This is a genomic window from Devosia sp. 2618 (assembly GCF_040546815.1).
Lineage (GTDB): Bacteria > Pseudomonadota > Alphaproteobacteria > Rhizobiales > Devosiaceae > Devosia.
The window spans coordinates 2,320,964-2,334,432 of sequence record NZ_JBEPOO010000001.1; the positions used below are offsets into that span (position 1 = coordinate 2,320,964).

Here is a 13,469-nt window from a genome sequence, read left to right on the forward strand (position 1 = left end):
CTAGGTGTCGCTTCTCCGCCGCCCCTGATCCAGCGCATATTTCGCCAGTTCGATCCCCATGCGGTCCTCCACAAATGGATAAACCGCCGGATCGAGCACGCTGGAACTCAAGGGAATAATCGCTTTGGGCACATGCAGCACGAAGACATACATGCCGCGCCCCAGCTGCCCCACCGATAGCGCCTGCCCGGCAGCGTCGAGCGTCGTCAGCACATCGGGGAAGGTCGCGAGGCGATTGCCGCCCGCATCATCCACCGCCATATATTCGTTCATCACATGCAGTGTCGTGGCCTTGTCCCCCTCACCCACCGTGATGCGGCCGATGTCGAAGGCTTCCTTGGTGTAGACCACGTTTATATCGGTGATGTAGCCCTTGGTCAGGATCACCCCGCCCGTCGTATCGACGATGGCGTCGATCATCTTGCCCGGGCCCTTACCCTCAGCTGCGATCATCGCCTCGCCCAGCTTGAGCGCCAGCGAAATGCCGCCAAGCGCCGCGTGCTTTTGCACATAGCTTGCACGCAACGGGTTGCGGCACGAGGCGATGAAACCGCCCGACATATCTGCCGCCGTGCGCAGGATCGGCGAGACTTTCGCCGTCGCGCCGCGCGTTACCAGCTCGATATAGCGGTTCTCATCGCGATTGCCGCCGACTGCTGTCTGGATCATCTGTTCGGGCGAGCCAGCCATGCCGATGGAGCCCATATCGCCGGTCGGATGGGCGCGGATATCGCCCACCGCATCGACCACCTTGGTACCCAGAATGGCCGATGGCAGCCAACCGTTCAGCGTCGATGATTTGCCGTTCTGGCCAACCATCAGGCCAGTCAGCTTGTCGCCCAGTGCGTCCTGCAGCAATTGCACGGCTTTGACATAGTCCACGCCCTGCATTTCCCAGGGCGTCGTCGAGGCCGGCGCGCCGATGGCGGCGGCTGTCGCCACCCAATCGTTGGCGTCCAGTTCTTCGATACTGACCAGTTCAGGCTTACCGATGCTGACGGCGGCCTTACCGAGCATACGGCCATGATCGGCCCATCCGCCACCGCCCGCCGCATAGACGGAGCCGCCACGCACGGCGGCCTCGACGTCCTTTTCGGTGAGAATTCGGCCCATCAGTTCGTCTCCTGCAATTTGGTGTCGAGCGCGAGCACAGCGTCCAACAGGACCGCCGCGCCCAGCGCAATATCTTCAGTGGTGGCGAATTCATCCGGCGTGTGGCTACGGCCATCGACGCAAGGCACAAAGATCATCGCCGCCTTGGTAATCCGCGCCATCCAGGCCGTGTCGTGCCCTGCACCCGACGCCATGCGCCGATGCCGCGCGCCGACGGTGTCGCAAGCCGCATCGAGCACATCCAACAGGTCCGCATGGCCCGGCGTTGGCTGATTGTCCGAGACGATGCGCGGTTCGCTCACTGTGACGCCGGTCTTTTCCGCAATGGCGGCAACGCCCTTGCCCAATTCTTCGATAAACCGCTCCATGTCGGCGCGTAGCTCAGCGCGGGCGTCTATGAGCATACGGACGCGGGCGGGCACTACGTTTGCGGCGTTCGGGGTCATCTCGAACTCACCGACGGTCGCGGCGAAATGTTCTTCGCCACTGGCCAGCGCCTTGCCCAGTTCCTCGACGCCCAGCGTGATCCAGGCCGCGGTGGTCAACGCGTCCTTACGCGCGCCCATCGGGGTCGTGCCGGCGTGATCGGCGCGGCCATCGACGATGATCTCGATGCGGGTAATGCCGGCAATTGCCGTCACAACGCCGATATCGAGCTGCTCATTTTGCAGCACCGGGCCCTGTTCGATATGCAGTTCGAGGAAAGCCTTGATGTCGTCGCGCGGCGTGGTCTCGAACGGATCGCCGCCAACCGCGGCAATGGCGCGTTCGAGCGTGACATCATCGTTAGTGCGCTTGAGCCATTCGGCCGGACGGGTGCCGCTCATGCCGCGGCTGCCGATACAGGACACGCCGAAAATGGACACTTCCTCGGCGAGGAAATCGACCACTTCGAGCGTATGGTCCAGCGTCAGGCCCTGATCCTTTAGCGCCCGCGCCACTTCGAGCCCTGCGACCACGCCCGCAATGCCGTCAAATCGGCCTCCGTCCGGCACAGTGTCGGAGTGCGAGCCGAGCATGATGGTGCCCAGTTCGGGCCGCCTGCCAGCAATGGTGCCGATCAGGTTACCGGCTGCGTCAATGCGCGTTTCAGCGCCAAGCTGCTGGAGCGCTTGCTCCAGCCATTTGCGACCTTCGAGGAATTTGGGCGTGAAGGCGCGACGGGTCCAGGGACGACCAGGTTCGGTGATGGCCGCAAGGGCGTCGATATCGGCAGCGATCCGGTCGGCGCGGATGGGGGAATTTGGGATCATTGGAACACGTCTTTCGGGGTATCCGCCAAAAACCTCACGCCCGAACCTCCGGCCGAACGAACCGTCCTACCCCAGGCTCAGCAACTTTGACCCCATCAAACACCTGCTTGCCCCGCAGATAGGTCAGGCCCACCGTCCATGGCAGTTTGATGCCATTATACGGCGACCAACCCACCACATTGTGGCCGCTGGCGGCAGCGTCATAGACCTGCGGGCGCGGGAAAAGCACCGTAATATCGGCGTCCTTGCCCGAGGTTAGCGCGCCCTTCGTATGGTCGATGCGGAAATGCTTGGCCGGGTTCTGCGCCATCAGTTTTGCCGCCCAGCTCAGCGGAACATCGCGCTCCACCGCGCCCTTGATAAACAGCGGCACCATGACTTCGAGCCCCGGCACGCCAGACGAATTGGCCAGCATGTTTGGGTTGGTCTTGCGGTTTTCCGACCAGCTGACGTGGTCGGTCGAGACCATGGTCACATTGCCCTTGCGCACATGCTCCCAGAGCTTTTCGACTTCTGCGCGTGGGCGGATCGGTGGGTTGATCTTGGCCTTGCCGCCAAGCCGGGCCACGTCGTGTTCTTCATCCAGCGTCAGATAGTGGATGCAGCACTCTATGGTCGCGTCAAAACCCTGATCGCGATAGCTGCGGGCGATGTCATAGCCACGGCCGAGCGAGCAGTGAACGACATGGGCGCGGCACCCAGTTTCGGCGCCGGTTTCGTAAATCTGCAGCGACGCCAGCAGCTCGGTCAGCGGCGGACGGCTGAGGCCATGGGCGCGGCAATCGGTGATGCCGGCTGCCTCGACCTTGGCCATGGCCGCGCGGACCATTTCGTCGTCTTCGTTGTGGACGCCTGCGGCCAGACCGGTCTTGGCGACTTCGGCAAAGCACTCTTCGAGCAGCGCCGGGGGAATGCGCGGGAAGCGGATTGGGTCGGTGCCGAAGGTCGAGAACTTGAACGCTGCAACGCCGGCTTCGGCCTGCTCAGCGATGCGGCTAGCGCGTTCCTCGGGATTGATCGTGCCATAAAGCGCAAAATCGACCCGCGCCTGCGGTTGCGCATGGGCGACCTTGATGCGGACGGCTTCAGCCGAGCACACCAGATTGCCCTCGTCATAAGGCATATCGACGATGGTCGTGACGCCACCAGCGGCGGCAGAGCGGGTCGACCAGATGAAATCTTCCTGGTTCTTCTGGCTCAGCGAATGGGTCTGCGCATCGATGGCGCCGGGCAGGATAAGCACGTTGCCAAGTTCATGCCGCTCATGGGCATGGGGGGCAACGCCTTCGCCGACATGCACGACCTTACCATCGCGCACGGCAACATAGCCGTTTTCGACGATGAGATCGGGCAGCACGACCGTGCCGGACAGAACGAGATCAAAATCGGACATCTAGTGCTTCCACAAACTCGGACCGGGCTTCCCTCCCCCTTGTGGGGAGGGAGTGAGGGTGGGGGTAAAGACTGGGTGCCGAGCATGTGGCTCACCCCCACCCTTGATCCCTCCCCACAAGGGGGAGGGAGACGAAAGAGCCGATGGCTTCATCACGCCGCAGCCCTCCCCAATTGCCCGGTGCGCGCCATCAAAAACCGCTCCAGCGCCGAAAGCGCGTCATAGATCAGCACGGCCAGCACGCCGACGATGAGGCCACCTTGCAGCACGAAGGCCGTGTTGCTCGACAGCAGCCCCGCGATGATGACTTCGCCCAGCGTGCGGGCGGCGACGGTCGAGCCAATGGTGGCGGTGGCCAGCGAAATGACGACAGATAGACGAATACCGGCCAGGATCACCGGCAGCGCTAGCGGCAGTTCCACCTTGATCAGACGCTGCCAGCCAGTCATGCCGACGCCTTTGGCGGCATCGGTGACGGCGGGCGGCAAGTTGGTCAACCCCGTCAGTGTGTTCTCAAAAATCGGCAGCAGACCGTAGAGAAACAGCGCCACCAGCGTTGGGGCCGTACCGAAGCCCAGCATGGGAACAGCCAGCGCCAGCACAGCCACCGGTGGAAAGGTCTGGCCGATATTGGCGAGCGACCGCGACAGCGGCAGGAATTCGGCGCCGAACGGGCGGGTGACGATAATCGCCAGACCGACCGCGATAATGGTCGAGGCGACCGCCGCCGCCAGCACGATACCCAGATGGTTGAGCGTGATATCGAGCAGGCTGCCCTGATTGTAGATGGCGGGCTGGTTGTTCTTGGTGAACAGGCCGAAGAACCCGCTGAACAGGTCGGGGTTCACCAGAAACAGGATGAGCAGCGCAAAGACCGCGATGCGGATCAGATTGCCGATCTTCATTGCGGCCTCGCGGCGAGGCGGGCGAGTGCGCCCAGCGTCACCTGCCCCACGATCTGCCCATCGCGGCGCACCGGCAATGCCGGGCGCCCCGACCACAGCAGTTCGGCATAGGCATCGCGCAGCGAGGCGCTGGCCTCGATGGGCTCACCGCTGACCTCACCGGCCTCGATATGATCGGAGACCTTGGCCAGCGACAGCAGGCGGAATGGCCGCTCGCTGGTGCCGATCAGTTCGGCGACGAATGGCGTGGCTGGATTGGCGATGATCTCGGCGGGCTTGGCGCATTGCAGCAGCTTGCCCTTGTCCATCACGGCAATGGTATCGCCGAGATGGATGGCCTCTTCCATGTCATGGGTCACCAGCACGACGGTGGTGCCGAACTTGCGCTGGATGGCGAGCAGGTCTTCCTGTGCCTTGGCGCGGATGACCGGATCGAGCGCGCCATAAGGCTCGTCCATCAGCAGGATATTGGGGGACGCAGCGAGCGCCCGCGCCACACCGACACGTTGCTGCTGGCCGCCGGACAGTTCATGCGGCAGGCGGTTTTTGAACTGGGCTGGATCGAGCTGGAACAGGCTCAGCAGTTCATCGACGCGGGCCGAAATCTTGGCCTTGTCCCAGCCAAGCAGCTTGGGCACGGTCGCCACGTTCTGGCCCACCGTGCGATGCGGAAAAAGACCGTGGCCCTGAATGGCGTAGCCAATGCGGCGGCGCAGCTCATACGCCGGAATGCCGGAAATATCCTCACCATCGATGCGGATATGGCCCGAGGTGGGCGTCACCAGCTTGTTGATCATGCGCATCAGCGTGGTCTTGCCCGAGCCGGACGTGCCCACGATGACGCAGATGCTGCGTGGCTGAATGGTCAGGGTCACATGATCGACAACCGTGGTCTGGTCGTAGGTCTTGGTGATGTCGTCGATTTCGATCATGGACGGCGTCCCCCGCGTGAAGTCATTTCAACAATTGCGTCGAGCACCACGGCGGCAGCGAAGGCCAGCGCCACGGTCGGCACGGCGCCAAGCAGCACCAGATCCATCGCCGTCTGGCCGATGCCCTGAAACACGAAAACGCCAAAGCCGCCGCCCCCGATCAGCGCAGCGATGGTGGCAAGGCCGATGTTCTGCACCAAGACGATGCGCAGGCCAGTGAGGATCACTGGAAATGCCAATGGCAGTTCAATGGCCGACAGGCGCTGTGCGCCGGTCATGCCCATGCCCTTGGCCGCATCGATGGCGGCAGGTGACACGCTTTGCAGGCCAACGACCGTATTGGAAACGATGGGCAGCAGCGAATAGGCAAACAGCGCGACCAAAGCGGGGGCTGCGCCGATGCCGGAAATGCCGATGGCCGATGCGCCGGGAATGTTGGCAGCGACCCATGCCAGCGGCGCGATGAGCAGGCCGAACAGAGCAATGGACGGAATGGTCTGAACGATGTTGAGGACGTTCAGCACGCCCGCGCGCAGTGGACGGACCTTGTAGCAGAGGATGCCAATGGGCACGCCAACTACGGTGGCAATCGCCACCGAGCCAAAGGCCAGCGCCAGATGGGTGCGCGCTTCAGCCCAGAAGGCAGGGGCGCGGGTACTGTATTCCTTGAGGATCGACAGCGAATTCCAGCTACCGCTCCACAGCAGCAGGCCGATGGCGGCGGAAACGGCTACGAGAATGGCTATGCGTACCCACGGGCCGAAACGCAGCCGGGTGAGGGCATCAGTCACCAGCAGCGCGAAGGCGAAAACCAGCAGCCAGAACCCGGCGCCGGGTGAGACGCGAGCAAAGGTGTCGCCCTCTGGGGTGAGATAGGTGGCCGAGATGCCGATCATCACAAACAGCGCTGCCAGGGCAACAAAGCCAGCGACGAGTTTGGCCGTGATCGGAAAGCGCAGCAGCGCGATGATGTAGGCGACGAGCAGTATGGCGATCAGGACGACCATCGGCAGCGTCGGCAATGCCTCGAGGATCGACCGAGATTCGCCCGGCACGATGCGGTTGGCGCGGAACAGCGCGAAGGGCAGCAGCGCCCCCGCGATGGCGATCAATGCAATCAACACGCCGAGCTTGTCGAAGGCGAGCCAGTTGGGTCGGGATGGGGCATGCGATATTTCTGCGATGCTCATGCTGGCTCAGTGCTCCGTCAATGGCGTCGCGGCGGGAGGCTTTCCCGGATCAGTCCCCTCTCCCCTGAGGGGAGAGGGTTAGGGTGAGGGTTCAGCCTCCCGGCATGGCCGAGATCGTGCCCTCTCCCGGTCGAGCTACTTCAGAAAACCACCCTTGGTCAGGTAGTCGGTAGCGACGGTTGCGGCAGCTTCGCCACCGACCTGCACGCGACCATTGAGATCCTGCAGCACTTCGAGCGTCAGGCCTTCGAAGACGGGCTTGAGCAGCTCTTCGATCTGGGGATACTTGGTCAGCACAACTTCGCGGATGATTGGCGCTGGCTGGTAAACGGGCTGCACGCCCTTGTCGTCCTGCAGAACCTTGAGACCCGATGGAGCGATGCCGCCGTCGGTGCCGTAAACCATGGCGGCGTTGACGCCGTTGGTCTGCTGCGCAGCTGCCGCGATGGTTGCGGCGGTGTCGCCACCCGAAAGCGTCACCAGCTGATCCGGCGTCAGCTTGAAGCCATAGACTTCTTCAAACTTTGGCAGCGCGGCAGGCGAGTTCACGAACTCGGCAGACGCAGCCAGCTTGACCTCGCCACCACCGGCAACCCAGGCACCAAATTCGGAGAATGTGTTGAGATTGTTGGCTTCGGCAACATCGTTGCGGATGGCGACGGCCCAGGTGTTGTTGGCTGGCGATGGGGTCAGCCAGACGATCTTGTTGGCGTCGAAATCGAGCTTTGCGGCTTCGGCATAAGCGGAAGCTGCGTCATTCCAGATCGGATCATCTGCCTTGTCGAAGAAGAAGGCGGCGTTGCCGGTATATTCTGGATAGATGTCGATTTCGCCCGCCGTGATGGCTTCGCGCACGATGGGCGTGCCGCCCAGCTGAATACGGTCGGTGACGGGAATGTCGTTGGACTCGAGCACCTGCTTGATGATGTTACCCAAAACGCCACCCTCGGTGTCGATCTTGGACGACACGACGACCTGGGCATTGGCAGCGGTCACCGAAATGGCGAGCGCGGCGACGGCGCTAAGAAGCGTGGATTTGAGGCGCATTGGTTTCTCCGTTTTCTCCGAACCCCGTGGGTCCGGCTGTCCCTAAACTAACCTGTTATCGGAATAGGGCGAGGACGCTGATGCTAACCAACGGGGCCCAGAGCGAAAAACTCGTCCAACTCCATAATCGTTGAGTGAGAAATTAGTTCGTTCATCAGTTCGTCAGAGGCCAAAGCCTGTTCTATGGCCTCCACCTCGGCCGATAGGGGGCGGTCCTGCCAATAGGTGTCAGCATGCTTGCGCACGAGGGCATAAATGATGCCCGGAACGTTGCCGGGACGGTCGCCGGAAATGTCCATCGCCTGCGCGGCCAGCATAGCTTCCAGAGCCGCGAGACGACGCAGTGCCAGCACCTGGCGCTCGAAACGCTCGACCACCAGCGGCAGGAAGGTTGCTTCGTCCTCAATGCCGCCTGCCACGACCATGGAATTGGCTGAAATCGGATTGGTCATGGTCAGCACGCGGGCAAACAGTTCGCCGGCCAGCTTGATGATCGGGCCAAAGCCGGTGGCGATGGCGCCAGGCTGCACCAGATTGACCGGCAGGCCACGCCGATTGCCGTTGCCGAGCAGCACGCAGCGATTGAACGAATTGCGCGCGATATGGGCGAGACCGAGCTGCGCGGTCTGCAGGAACACCGTGACATCGAGCGGCAACGAACCACCCGAGGTCAGCACCTGCCCGCCCGCGACCACCGGATTATCATCGGTGCGGCCGGTTGCGGCCAGGAGGGTCTTGCCAGCGGCGACGAGCGTTTCAAAGCCGGTGGCAAACACCTGGCTCATCATGCGAAGCGATAGCGGGTCCTGAATGTGGGTGGCGTCGGGCCAGTCCCAGCCCTTGGCGTTGAAATAGAGCCAGGCGCCAACGCCCGCTTCGCGCTCGGTGCCGACATGGGCCACGGCTTTCCACGGGTCGCGCGAGGCGCCGAGGGCACCGGCTGTGGTGAGACCGGTAGCCAGCATGACGCGAACGGTGCCCGCGGCTTCGCGAATGGCGGTCGCGGCGGCGGCGTAACCGACGGCATTGGTTGAAATTGAGGCGAGGCTATCGCGCGGCGCCAACCGGAATGGTTTGAGCCCCGCTGCGCTCAGCGCTTCGCTGGCGGGTTGCCGATGGCCATCGAACACCGCTTCGCCCGAGCCGGTGAGCACGGCGCCGATCTGGCCCATCAAGCCAATGTCGGCACACCCGATCGAGCCGGTGCGGCGGACGACCGGCACCACATCAGCCGACAGCAGTGCCAGATAGGCATTGACCAGATCGGTGGTGCAGCCGACGCGGCCGGTGAGCGCCATGTTGACCCGGATCGCCATGGCGGTGCGGACAATATCGCCGGAAAACGCCTCGCCGGTCCCGAAGTGGTGGGCGCGGACCAGACCCATGTTGAAATCATCGAGCTGGTCGGGCGTCCACTCGACATCCTTCATCGCGCCAACGCCGGTGGTCGATCCGTATACCGGCTGGCCATTGGCGATGGCCTGTTCGACCACGATGCGGGCCTGGGCGACGCGCTGCATGGCGGCATCGTCGGCCACCAGATGCGCCCGGCGGGCACCAATGCGGGCAATGTCGGAAAAGCTCAGCGGCTTACCGCTGAGGGTGATCGAACCGCCTTGGACCATTCTTGCCAGCTCATTCATAGGGACACGCTATTGGATAGTTCGGAAACATGGGATATCCCAAATATTGAACAGGCTATGCGGTTTCTGTGTGCAGAGACCACCCCTGCATCAATGGTGAGCAAATGGACACATTTACCCTCATTGCCACGGAGAGCGTTTTGCGGCTCGGCAGCATTCGCGCGGCCGCCCGCGAACTGGCCCGCCCCGCCTCGACCATTGCCGCATCCATATCCCGCTTCGAGGCGGAAATCTCGGTTCGTCTGGTGGAGCGGGCGGGCTCGGGACTGGTGACAACACTGGAGGCCGTACGCCTCGAGGCCGAGATTTCCGCCGCCTCCGACATGGCCCGCGCCATCACACCGACGCACACGATCAAGCTGGAAGCGCTGGACCGATTTGTGCAGGTGACCAGTCAGGGCAGCATCCGCAAAGCGGCGCGCGGCATGGGTCTGGGACAACCGCAATTGACCCGCCAGATCGCTCAACTTGAAACCATTGTCGGCTCGCCTCTGCTGGAGCGCGGCGCCGACGGCTCGACCGTGACGCCTGCAGGAGCACGGCTGGTGACCATCTGCGAGCGACTGCTGGCCGCGTGGCAGAAACTCTCCCGCGCATCGGACGAACGCTTCCGCAAAACCGCAACGACCTCGCGCCTCGGATCGGTGATCCCGCTCGGCTACGAGAGCGAAATCGCGCGCATGCTGGCCAACCTTGCGGCGCGGTGGCTGGCAGCCCGCCCCCGCGCCCCACTATTCGTCAGCTCCACAACCGCCGACGATCTGCTGGCAGGGCTAAAATCGGGCCTGTTCGACGTGGCCTTCCTCGATACAGAACGCCTGCCTGCCGAGTTTGATGGCCAGGTGGTGGCGCAGACCTCGCTCGCCGTGGTCGGCGTGCCCGATGGCTGCGCCAACATCGCCGATGCCCTGCTCTCAGCGCCGCTGGCCGTGCCCAGCGCCCGCAGCGGCCTGCGTCAGCGGATCAATCGCATCCTCGATCACCACCTCACCGATATCGAGCGCAATGCCGTCCGGCTGATCGAGATCGACTCCATTCCGGTCATTCTCAATCTGGTGCTGCACCACGGCTTTGTCTCGGTCCTGCCCAAGGCCTCGGTCACCCGCATCCGCAGCGATCTCCGGCAATTGCCGCTCGGACCACAATACGACATGAGCTTCTGGCTGTGCTGGCCACACGGCAATGCCACCATCGCTCGCGCGATCATTGAACTACTCGACGAAAGTAGCGCGCCTTAACGTCTCATTGCCAAATCTGCGCGCCGCGCGCCTCAATGGCATAATGGGCTCATGGAGGGCTCTCATCCTTGATCAATACTATGCCCGCAGACCATCCCTATCGCGCCGCCGTCATGGCGGAGGTACACGCACGTCCGGTCGAAATCATTCCAGATGTATGCCGCCTGCGTCGGCTGGTCTTTGTCATGCCCGCCCGTCCCGGCGCGATGATGGATGTGTTTCGCCGCTTTGAAACCATCTGCACCGACCGTGGCGTTGCGCCCCCTTCCCCGACCAGCCGCCAGCACAGCTTTGACAGCGGCTCACGCCACGTCACCTGGGAATTTCACACCGAGTTCGTCACCGTCACCTGGCGCACAGATCTGGGCGACAAGAAAAACTGGCCGGACGATCTGGGACTTGAGGCGCTTGGCGACGGCCTGCTGATCGGCGCCATGCGCATCGACATCATCGCCGACAGCACCATTCCCGACCGGCTGGTGCCGGGCTTTAATCTGGCCAGCCTGTGCCTCGCCGACATCGAAAACGGCAAAGGCCAGGTCGCGACCGACTTTGTGCCCGACGCCGACAAGTTCACCCGCTTCGAACTGGCCGCCGGCAACCTCTCCGGCCTGCGCCGCTCGATCATTGCCCGGCGCCTGCTGGAAGTCGAAACCTACCGCACCATGGCCCTGCTCGGCCTGCCTTTGGCGCGTGAGGCGTCGCCCGAACTGCGCGTCATCGAGAACGAACTGACTGAACTGCTTGAGGGCCTGTCGGAAGCCGTAACGCTATCGGCCGTGCAGGAGGCGCTGACGGCGCTGCACACCCTTTCCGTGCGCTCCGGCCAGCTCGCCGAACGGCTCGACTATCGTTTCGCCGCCGGCCACGCCTATGGCGACATTCTGCGGACCCGCCTCGGCGGCCTGCGTGAAAGCGGCACCACGCGCGGCTCGACGTTGACGCACTACATCGGCAATCGCGTCGATCCGGGTCTTGCCACCTGCCGCGCCATGGAAAAGCGCATCAACGTGCTCGCCGGCAAGACCGAGCGCGCCATCAGCCTGCTCAATGTCCGCATCGGCGTTGATATGCAGGTCCAGAACTCTGCCGTACTCGACCGCATCGCTGCCACCGCCCGCAGCCAGTTCCTGCTGCAGCGCACCGTCGAGGGCCTCTCGACCATCGCCATCAGCTACTACCTGCTCGGCATCCTCAGCTACGCCTTCGCCGGCCCGCTCGAAGAACTGCACTGGCCCAAGACCATGACGCTGTCGATCGCCGCGCCATTCGTGGTGCTGGCCGTGTGGTTGATGGCAAGGGCGGTGCGGAAAGCGCACGAGCCGAAGGACTGAGATCTTGCCACGCCCTCGTGGTTCGAGGGTCGCTGCGCTCCCACCTCACCATGAGGTCTACTGAAATACTGACCCCAAAGTAGTCCTCGTGGTGAGGTGCTTTGCTCTCGCAAAGCCTCGAACCACGAGGGCGTGTCCCGGGGCTATCGCGCCCCCTTACTTCATCCAAAACATCGGCACCAAATCCACCGACACCGGCTCGTTCTTCTCATTGGTCGCCATCACATCGGCCATGTGCGCCCACCACCGCTGCATCACCGCGGTCGCGGGCAGCCCAGCCATGGTATGATCGCGCCGCCGCCACAGCACGCCAAACAAGACGCCAGTCTCTTCGTCCAGATGGATCGAATAGTCCCTCACCCCCGCCTCATGCAGCAGGTCGACAAGCTCCGGAAAAATCTCGTCATGGCGCTTCTTGTACTCAGCCGCCATCCCCGGATTAAGCAGCATCTTGAATGCGTGCTTCTCGTAATCCCCATCCTCAATCACGCCCGCTGCCTCCACATCTTGAAGAGGATTGGTGGATGCACAGCGCCGGTCATCACGCGACCGTTGCCTGACGCTCGCTGAAGGCACTTGTCTCCGCTACGATGAGCCGCACGCCTACTGTTTCCAGCATTTGGCGGTCTTCGTCGCGGATACCGCTGTCGGTGATGACAGCGGAAATTCGGTCGAGCCCGCACAGGATGAGGCTCGATCTCCCCGAAAACTTTGATGAGTCAGCCAGAACGATCAGCTCGTCGGCCTGCCCGATCAAGCCCAGCTCGGACTGGACGATCATGGGGTCGGCCTCCATCAGTCCGTGCTCGCCGATGCCCTGGCAGCCGATGAACATGCGCTTGGCATAAAAGTGGCTCGCGACCACGCCGCCGAACGGCGACAGGATGACGTTTTGCTCGCGATAGATCGTGCCGCCCGGAATGACGACTGAGTTGCGCGAGTTGTGGATGAGGAATTCGGCGATGGCGAAGCTATTGGTGAACACGCTCAGCCGGCGCCCGGTCAGGTGGTGCACCATCTGATAGGTGGTGGTGCCGCCATTGATGATGATCGGCTCGCCATCGCGGCACAGTTCGGCCGCCGTGCGGGCAATCGCGCGCTTCTGAGCGATGTTGATTGTTTCGTTGACGGAAAATGGCCGCCCCATGAGTGCGGCCTGTTCGGGCGGATTGACCGCCTCGGCCCCACCACGCACCCGGCGCAGTTCGCCCCGCACATGCAGGGCCGCAATGTCCCGGCGAATGGTGGCTTCTGACGAACCCGTCATATCGCAAAGCTCGGCAACGGTCACCACTGGCCGGGTCTGTACGGCGGCGACGATCACTCTTTGGCGTTCAGTTTCGTGCAAGGCAGCTATCTCCGTGGCGCAATGCTTCACAGCAAATTCAATCACTGTCAATCACACATCAGTCACATTCGAC

12 protein-coding genes are annotated in these 13,469 nt (G+C 62.9%); 2 read left to right on the forward strand and 10 right to left on the reverse strand.

What is annotated here, in order from left to right:
• From ertC to ABIE28_RS11755, 8 genes are all read right to left on the reverse strand, one after another.
• On the reverse strand, positions 1-1,113 hold the full coding sequence (ertC, locus tag ABIE28_RS11720) for a thiohydantoin desulfurase (RefSeq protein ID WP_354063113.1): 1,113 nt from the start codon (positions 1,111-1,113) through the stop codon (positions 1-3).
• Positions 1,113-2,366, reverse strand: a complete 1,254-nt coding sequence (locus ABIE28_RS11725) for a Zn-dependent hydrolase (protein WP_354063115.1) — start codon at positions 2,364-2,366, stop codon at positions 1,113-1,115. The genes ertC and ABIE28_RS11725 overlap by 1 nt, the downstream gene beginning before the upstream one ends.
• A 34-nt stretch (positions 2,367-2,400) precedes the next feature.
• Positions 2,401-3,759 carry a hydantoin-5-propionate amidohydrolase gene (gene ertD, locus ABIE28_RS11730; RefSeq protein ID WP_354063117.1) on the reverse strand — a complete coding sequence of 453 codons (1,359 nt, stop codon included), beginning with the start codon at positions 3,757-3,759 and terminating at the stop codon, positions 2,401-2,403.
• A 152-nt stretch (positions 3,760-3,911) separates the two neighbouring features.
• Entirely contained in the window at positions 3,912-4,664 is a 753-nt protein-coding gene (locus ABIE28_RS11735) for an ABC transporter permease (RefSeq protein ID WP_354063119.1), read from the reverse strand.
• Positions 4,661-5,596 (reverse strand): ABC transporter ATP-binding protein, encoded by a 936-nt coding sequence (locus tag ABIE28_RS11740; RefSeq protein WP_354063121.1) that lies wholly within the window; start codon positions 5,594-5,596, stop codon positions 4,661-4,663. The genes ABIE28_RS11735 and ABIE28_RS11740 overlap by 4 nt, the downstream gene beginning before the upstream one ends.
• Positions 5,593-6,786: an ABC transporter permease gene (locus ABIE28_RS11745; protein ID WP_354063123.1), complete on the reverse strand. Its 1,194-nt coding sequence runs from the start codon at positions 6,784-6,786 to the stop codon at positions 5,593-5,595. Before ABIE28_RS11745 ends, ABIE28_RS11740 begins: the two co-directional genes overlap by 4 nt.
• Before the next feature lie 135 nt (positions 6,787-6,921).
• The gene (gene osmF / locus ABIE28_RS11750) at positions 6,922-7,833 is read right to left on the reverse strand and encodes a glycine betaine ABC transporter substrate-binding protein OsmF (protein ID WP_354063125.1); all 912 of its coding nucleotides are present in this window, start codon (positions 7,831-7,833) and stop codon (positions 6,922-6,924) included.
• Positions 7,834-7,916: 83 nt separating this feature from the next.
• Positions 7,917-9,458: an aromatic amino acid lyase gene (locus ABIE28_RS11755; protein WP_354063127.1), complete on the reverse strand. Its 1,542-nt coding sequence runs from the start codon at positions 9,456-9,458 to the stop codon at positions 7,917-7,919.
• A 122-nt stretch (positions 9,459-9,580) separates the two neighbouring features.
• Between ABIE28_RS11755 and ABIE28_RS11760 the strand changes: the two genes are divergently transcribed.
• Both ABIE28_RS11760 and ABIE28_RS11765 read left to right on the forward strand, forming a co-directional pair.
• Entirely contained in the window at positions 9,581-10,714 is a 1,134-nt protein-coding gene (locus tag ABIE28_RS11760) for a LysR family transcriptional regulator (protein WP_354063129.1), read from the forward strand.
• A 68-nt stretch (positions 10,715-10,782) separates the two neighbouring features.
• Positions 10,783-12,048: a DUF3422 family protein gene (locus ABIE28_RS11765; protein ID WP_354063131.1), complete on the forward strand. Its 1,266-nt coding sequence runs from the start codon at positions 10,783-10,785 to the stop codon at positions 12,046-12,048.
• A gap of 156 nt (positions 12,049-12,204) precedes the next feature.
• Here the strand turns inward: ABIE28_RS11765 and rhaM are convergent, their stop codons facing one another.
• A complete protein-coding gene (gene rhaM / locus ABIE28_RS11770) occupies positions 12,205-12,534 on the reverse strand; it encodes an L-rhamnose mutarotase (RefSeq protein WP_354066441.1) in 330 nt (109 codons plus the stop codon).
• 55 nt (positions 12,535-12,589) lie between these two features.
• A complete protein-coding gene (locus ABIE28_RS11775; protein WP_354063133.1) occupies positions 12,590-13,396 on the reverse strand; it encodes a DeoR/GlpR family DNA-binding transcription regulator in 807 nt (268 codons plus the stop codon).
• Between the last annotated feature and the right edge of the window lie 73 nt (positions 13,397-13,469).

What these genes read in the sequence shown, in the direction of transcription:
- ertC (WP_354063113.1), bottom strand. Translation starts at nt 1,113, where the DNA reads ATGGGCCGAATTCTCACCGAAAAGGACGTCGAGGCCGCCGTGCGTGGC.
- ABIE28_RS11725 (WP_354063115.1), bottom strand. Translation starts at nt 2,366, where the DNA reads ATGATCCCAAATTCCCCCATCCGCGCCGACCGGATCGCTGCCGATATC.
- ertD (WP_354063117.1), bottom strand. Translation starts at nt 3,759, where the DNA reads ATGTCCGATTTTGATCTCGTTCTGTCCGGCACGGTCGTGCTGCCCGAT.
- ABIE28_RS11735 (WP_354063119.1), bottom strand. Translation starts at nt 4,664, where the DNA reads ATGAAGATCGGCAATCTGATCCGCATCGCGGTCTTTGCGCTGCTCATC.
- ABIE28_RS11740 (WP_354063121.1), bottom strand. Translation starts at nt 5,596, where the DNA reads ATGATCGAAATCGACGACATCACCAAGACCTACGACCAGACCACGGTT.
- ABIE28_RS11745 (WP_354063123.1), bottom strand. Translation starts at nt 6,786, where the DNA reads ATGAGCATCGCAGAAATATCGCATGCCCCATCCCGACCCAACTGGCTC.
- osmF (WP_354063125.1), bottom strand. Translation starts at nt 7,833, where the DNA reads ATGCGCCTCAAATCCACGCTTCTTAGCGCCGTCGCCGCGCTCGCCATT.
- ABIE28_RS11755 (WP_354063127.1), bottom strand. Translation starts at nt 9,458, where the DNA reads ATGGTCCAAGGCGGTTCGATCACCCTCAGCGGTAAGCCGCTGAGCTTT.
- ABIE28_RS11760 (WP_354063129.1), top strand. Translation starts at nt 9,581, where the DNA reads ATGGACACATTTACCCTCATTGCCACGGAGAGCGTTTTGCGGCTCGGC.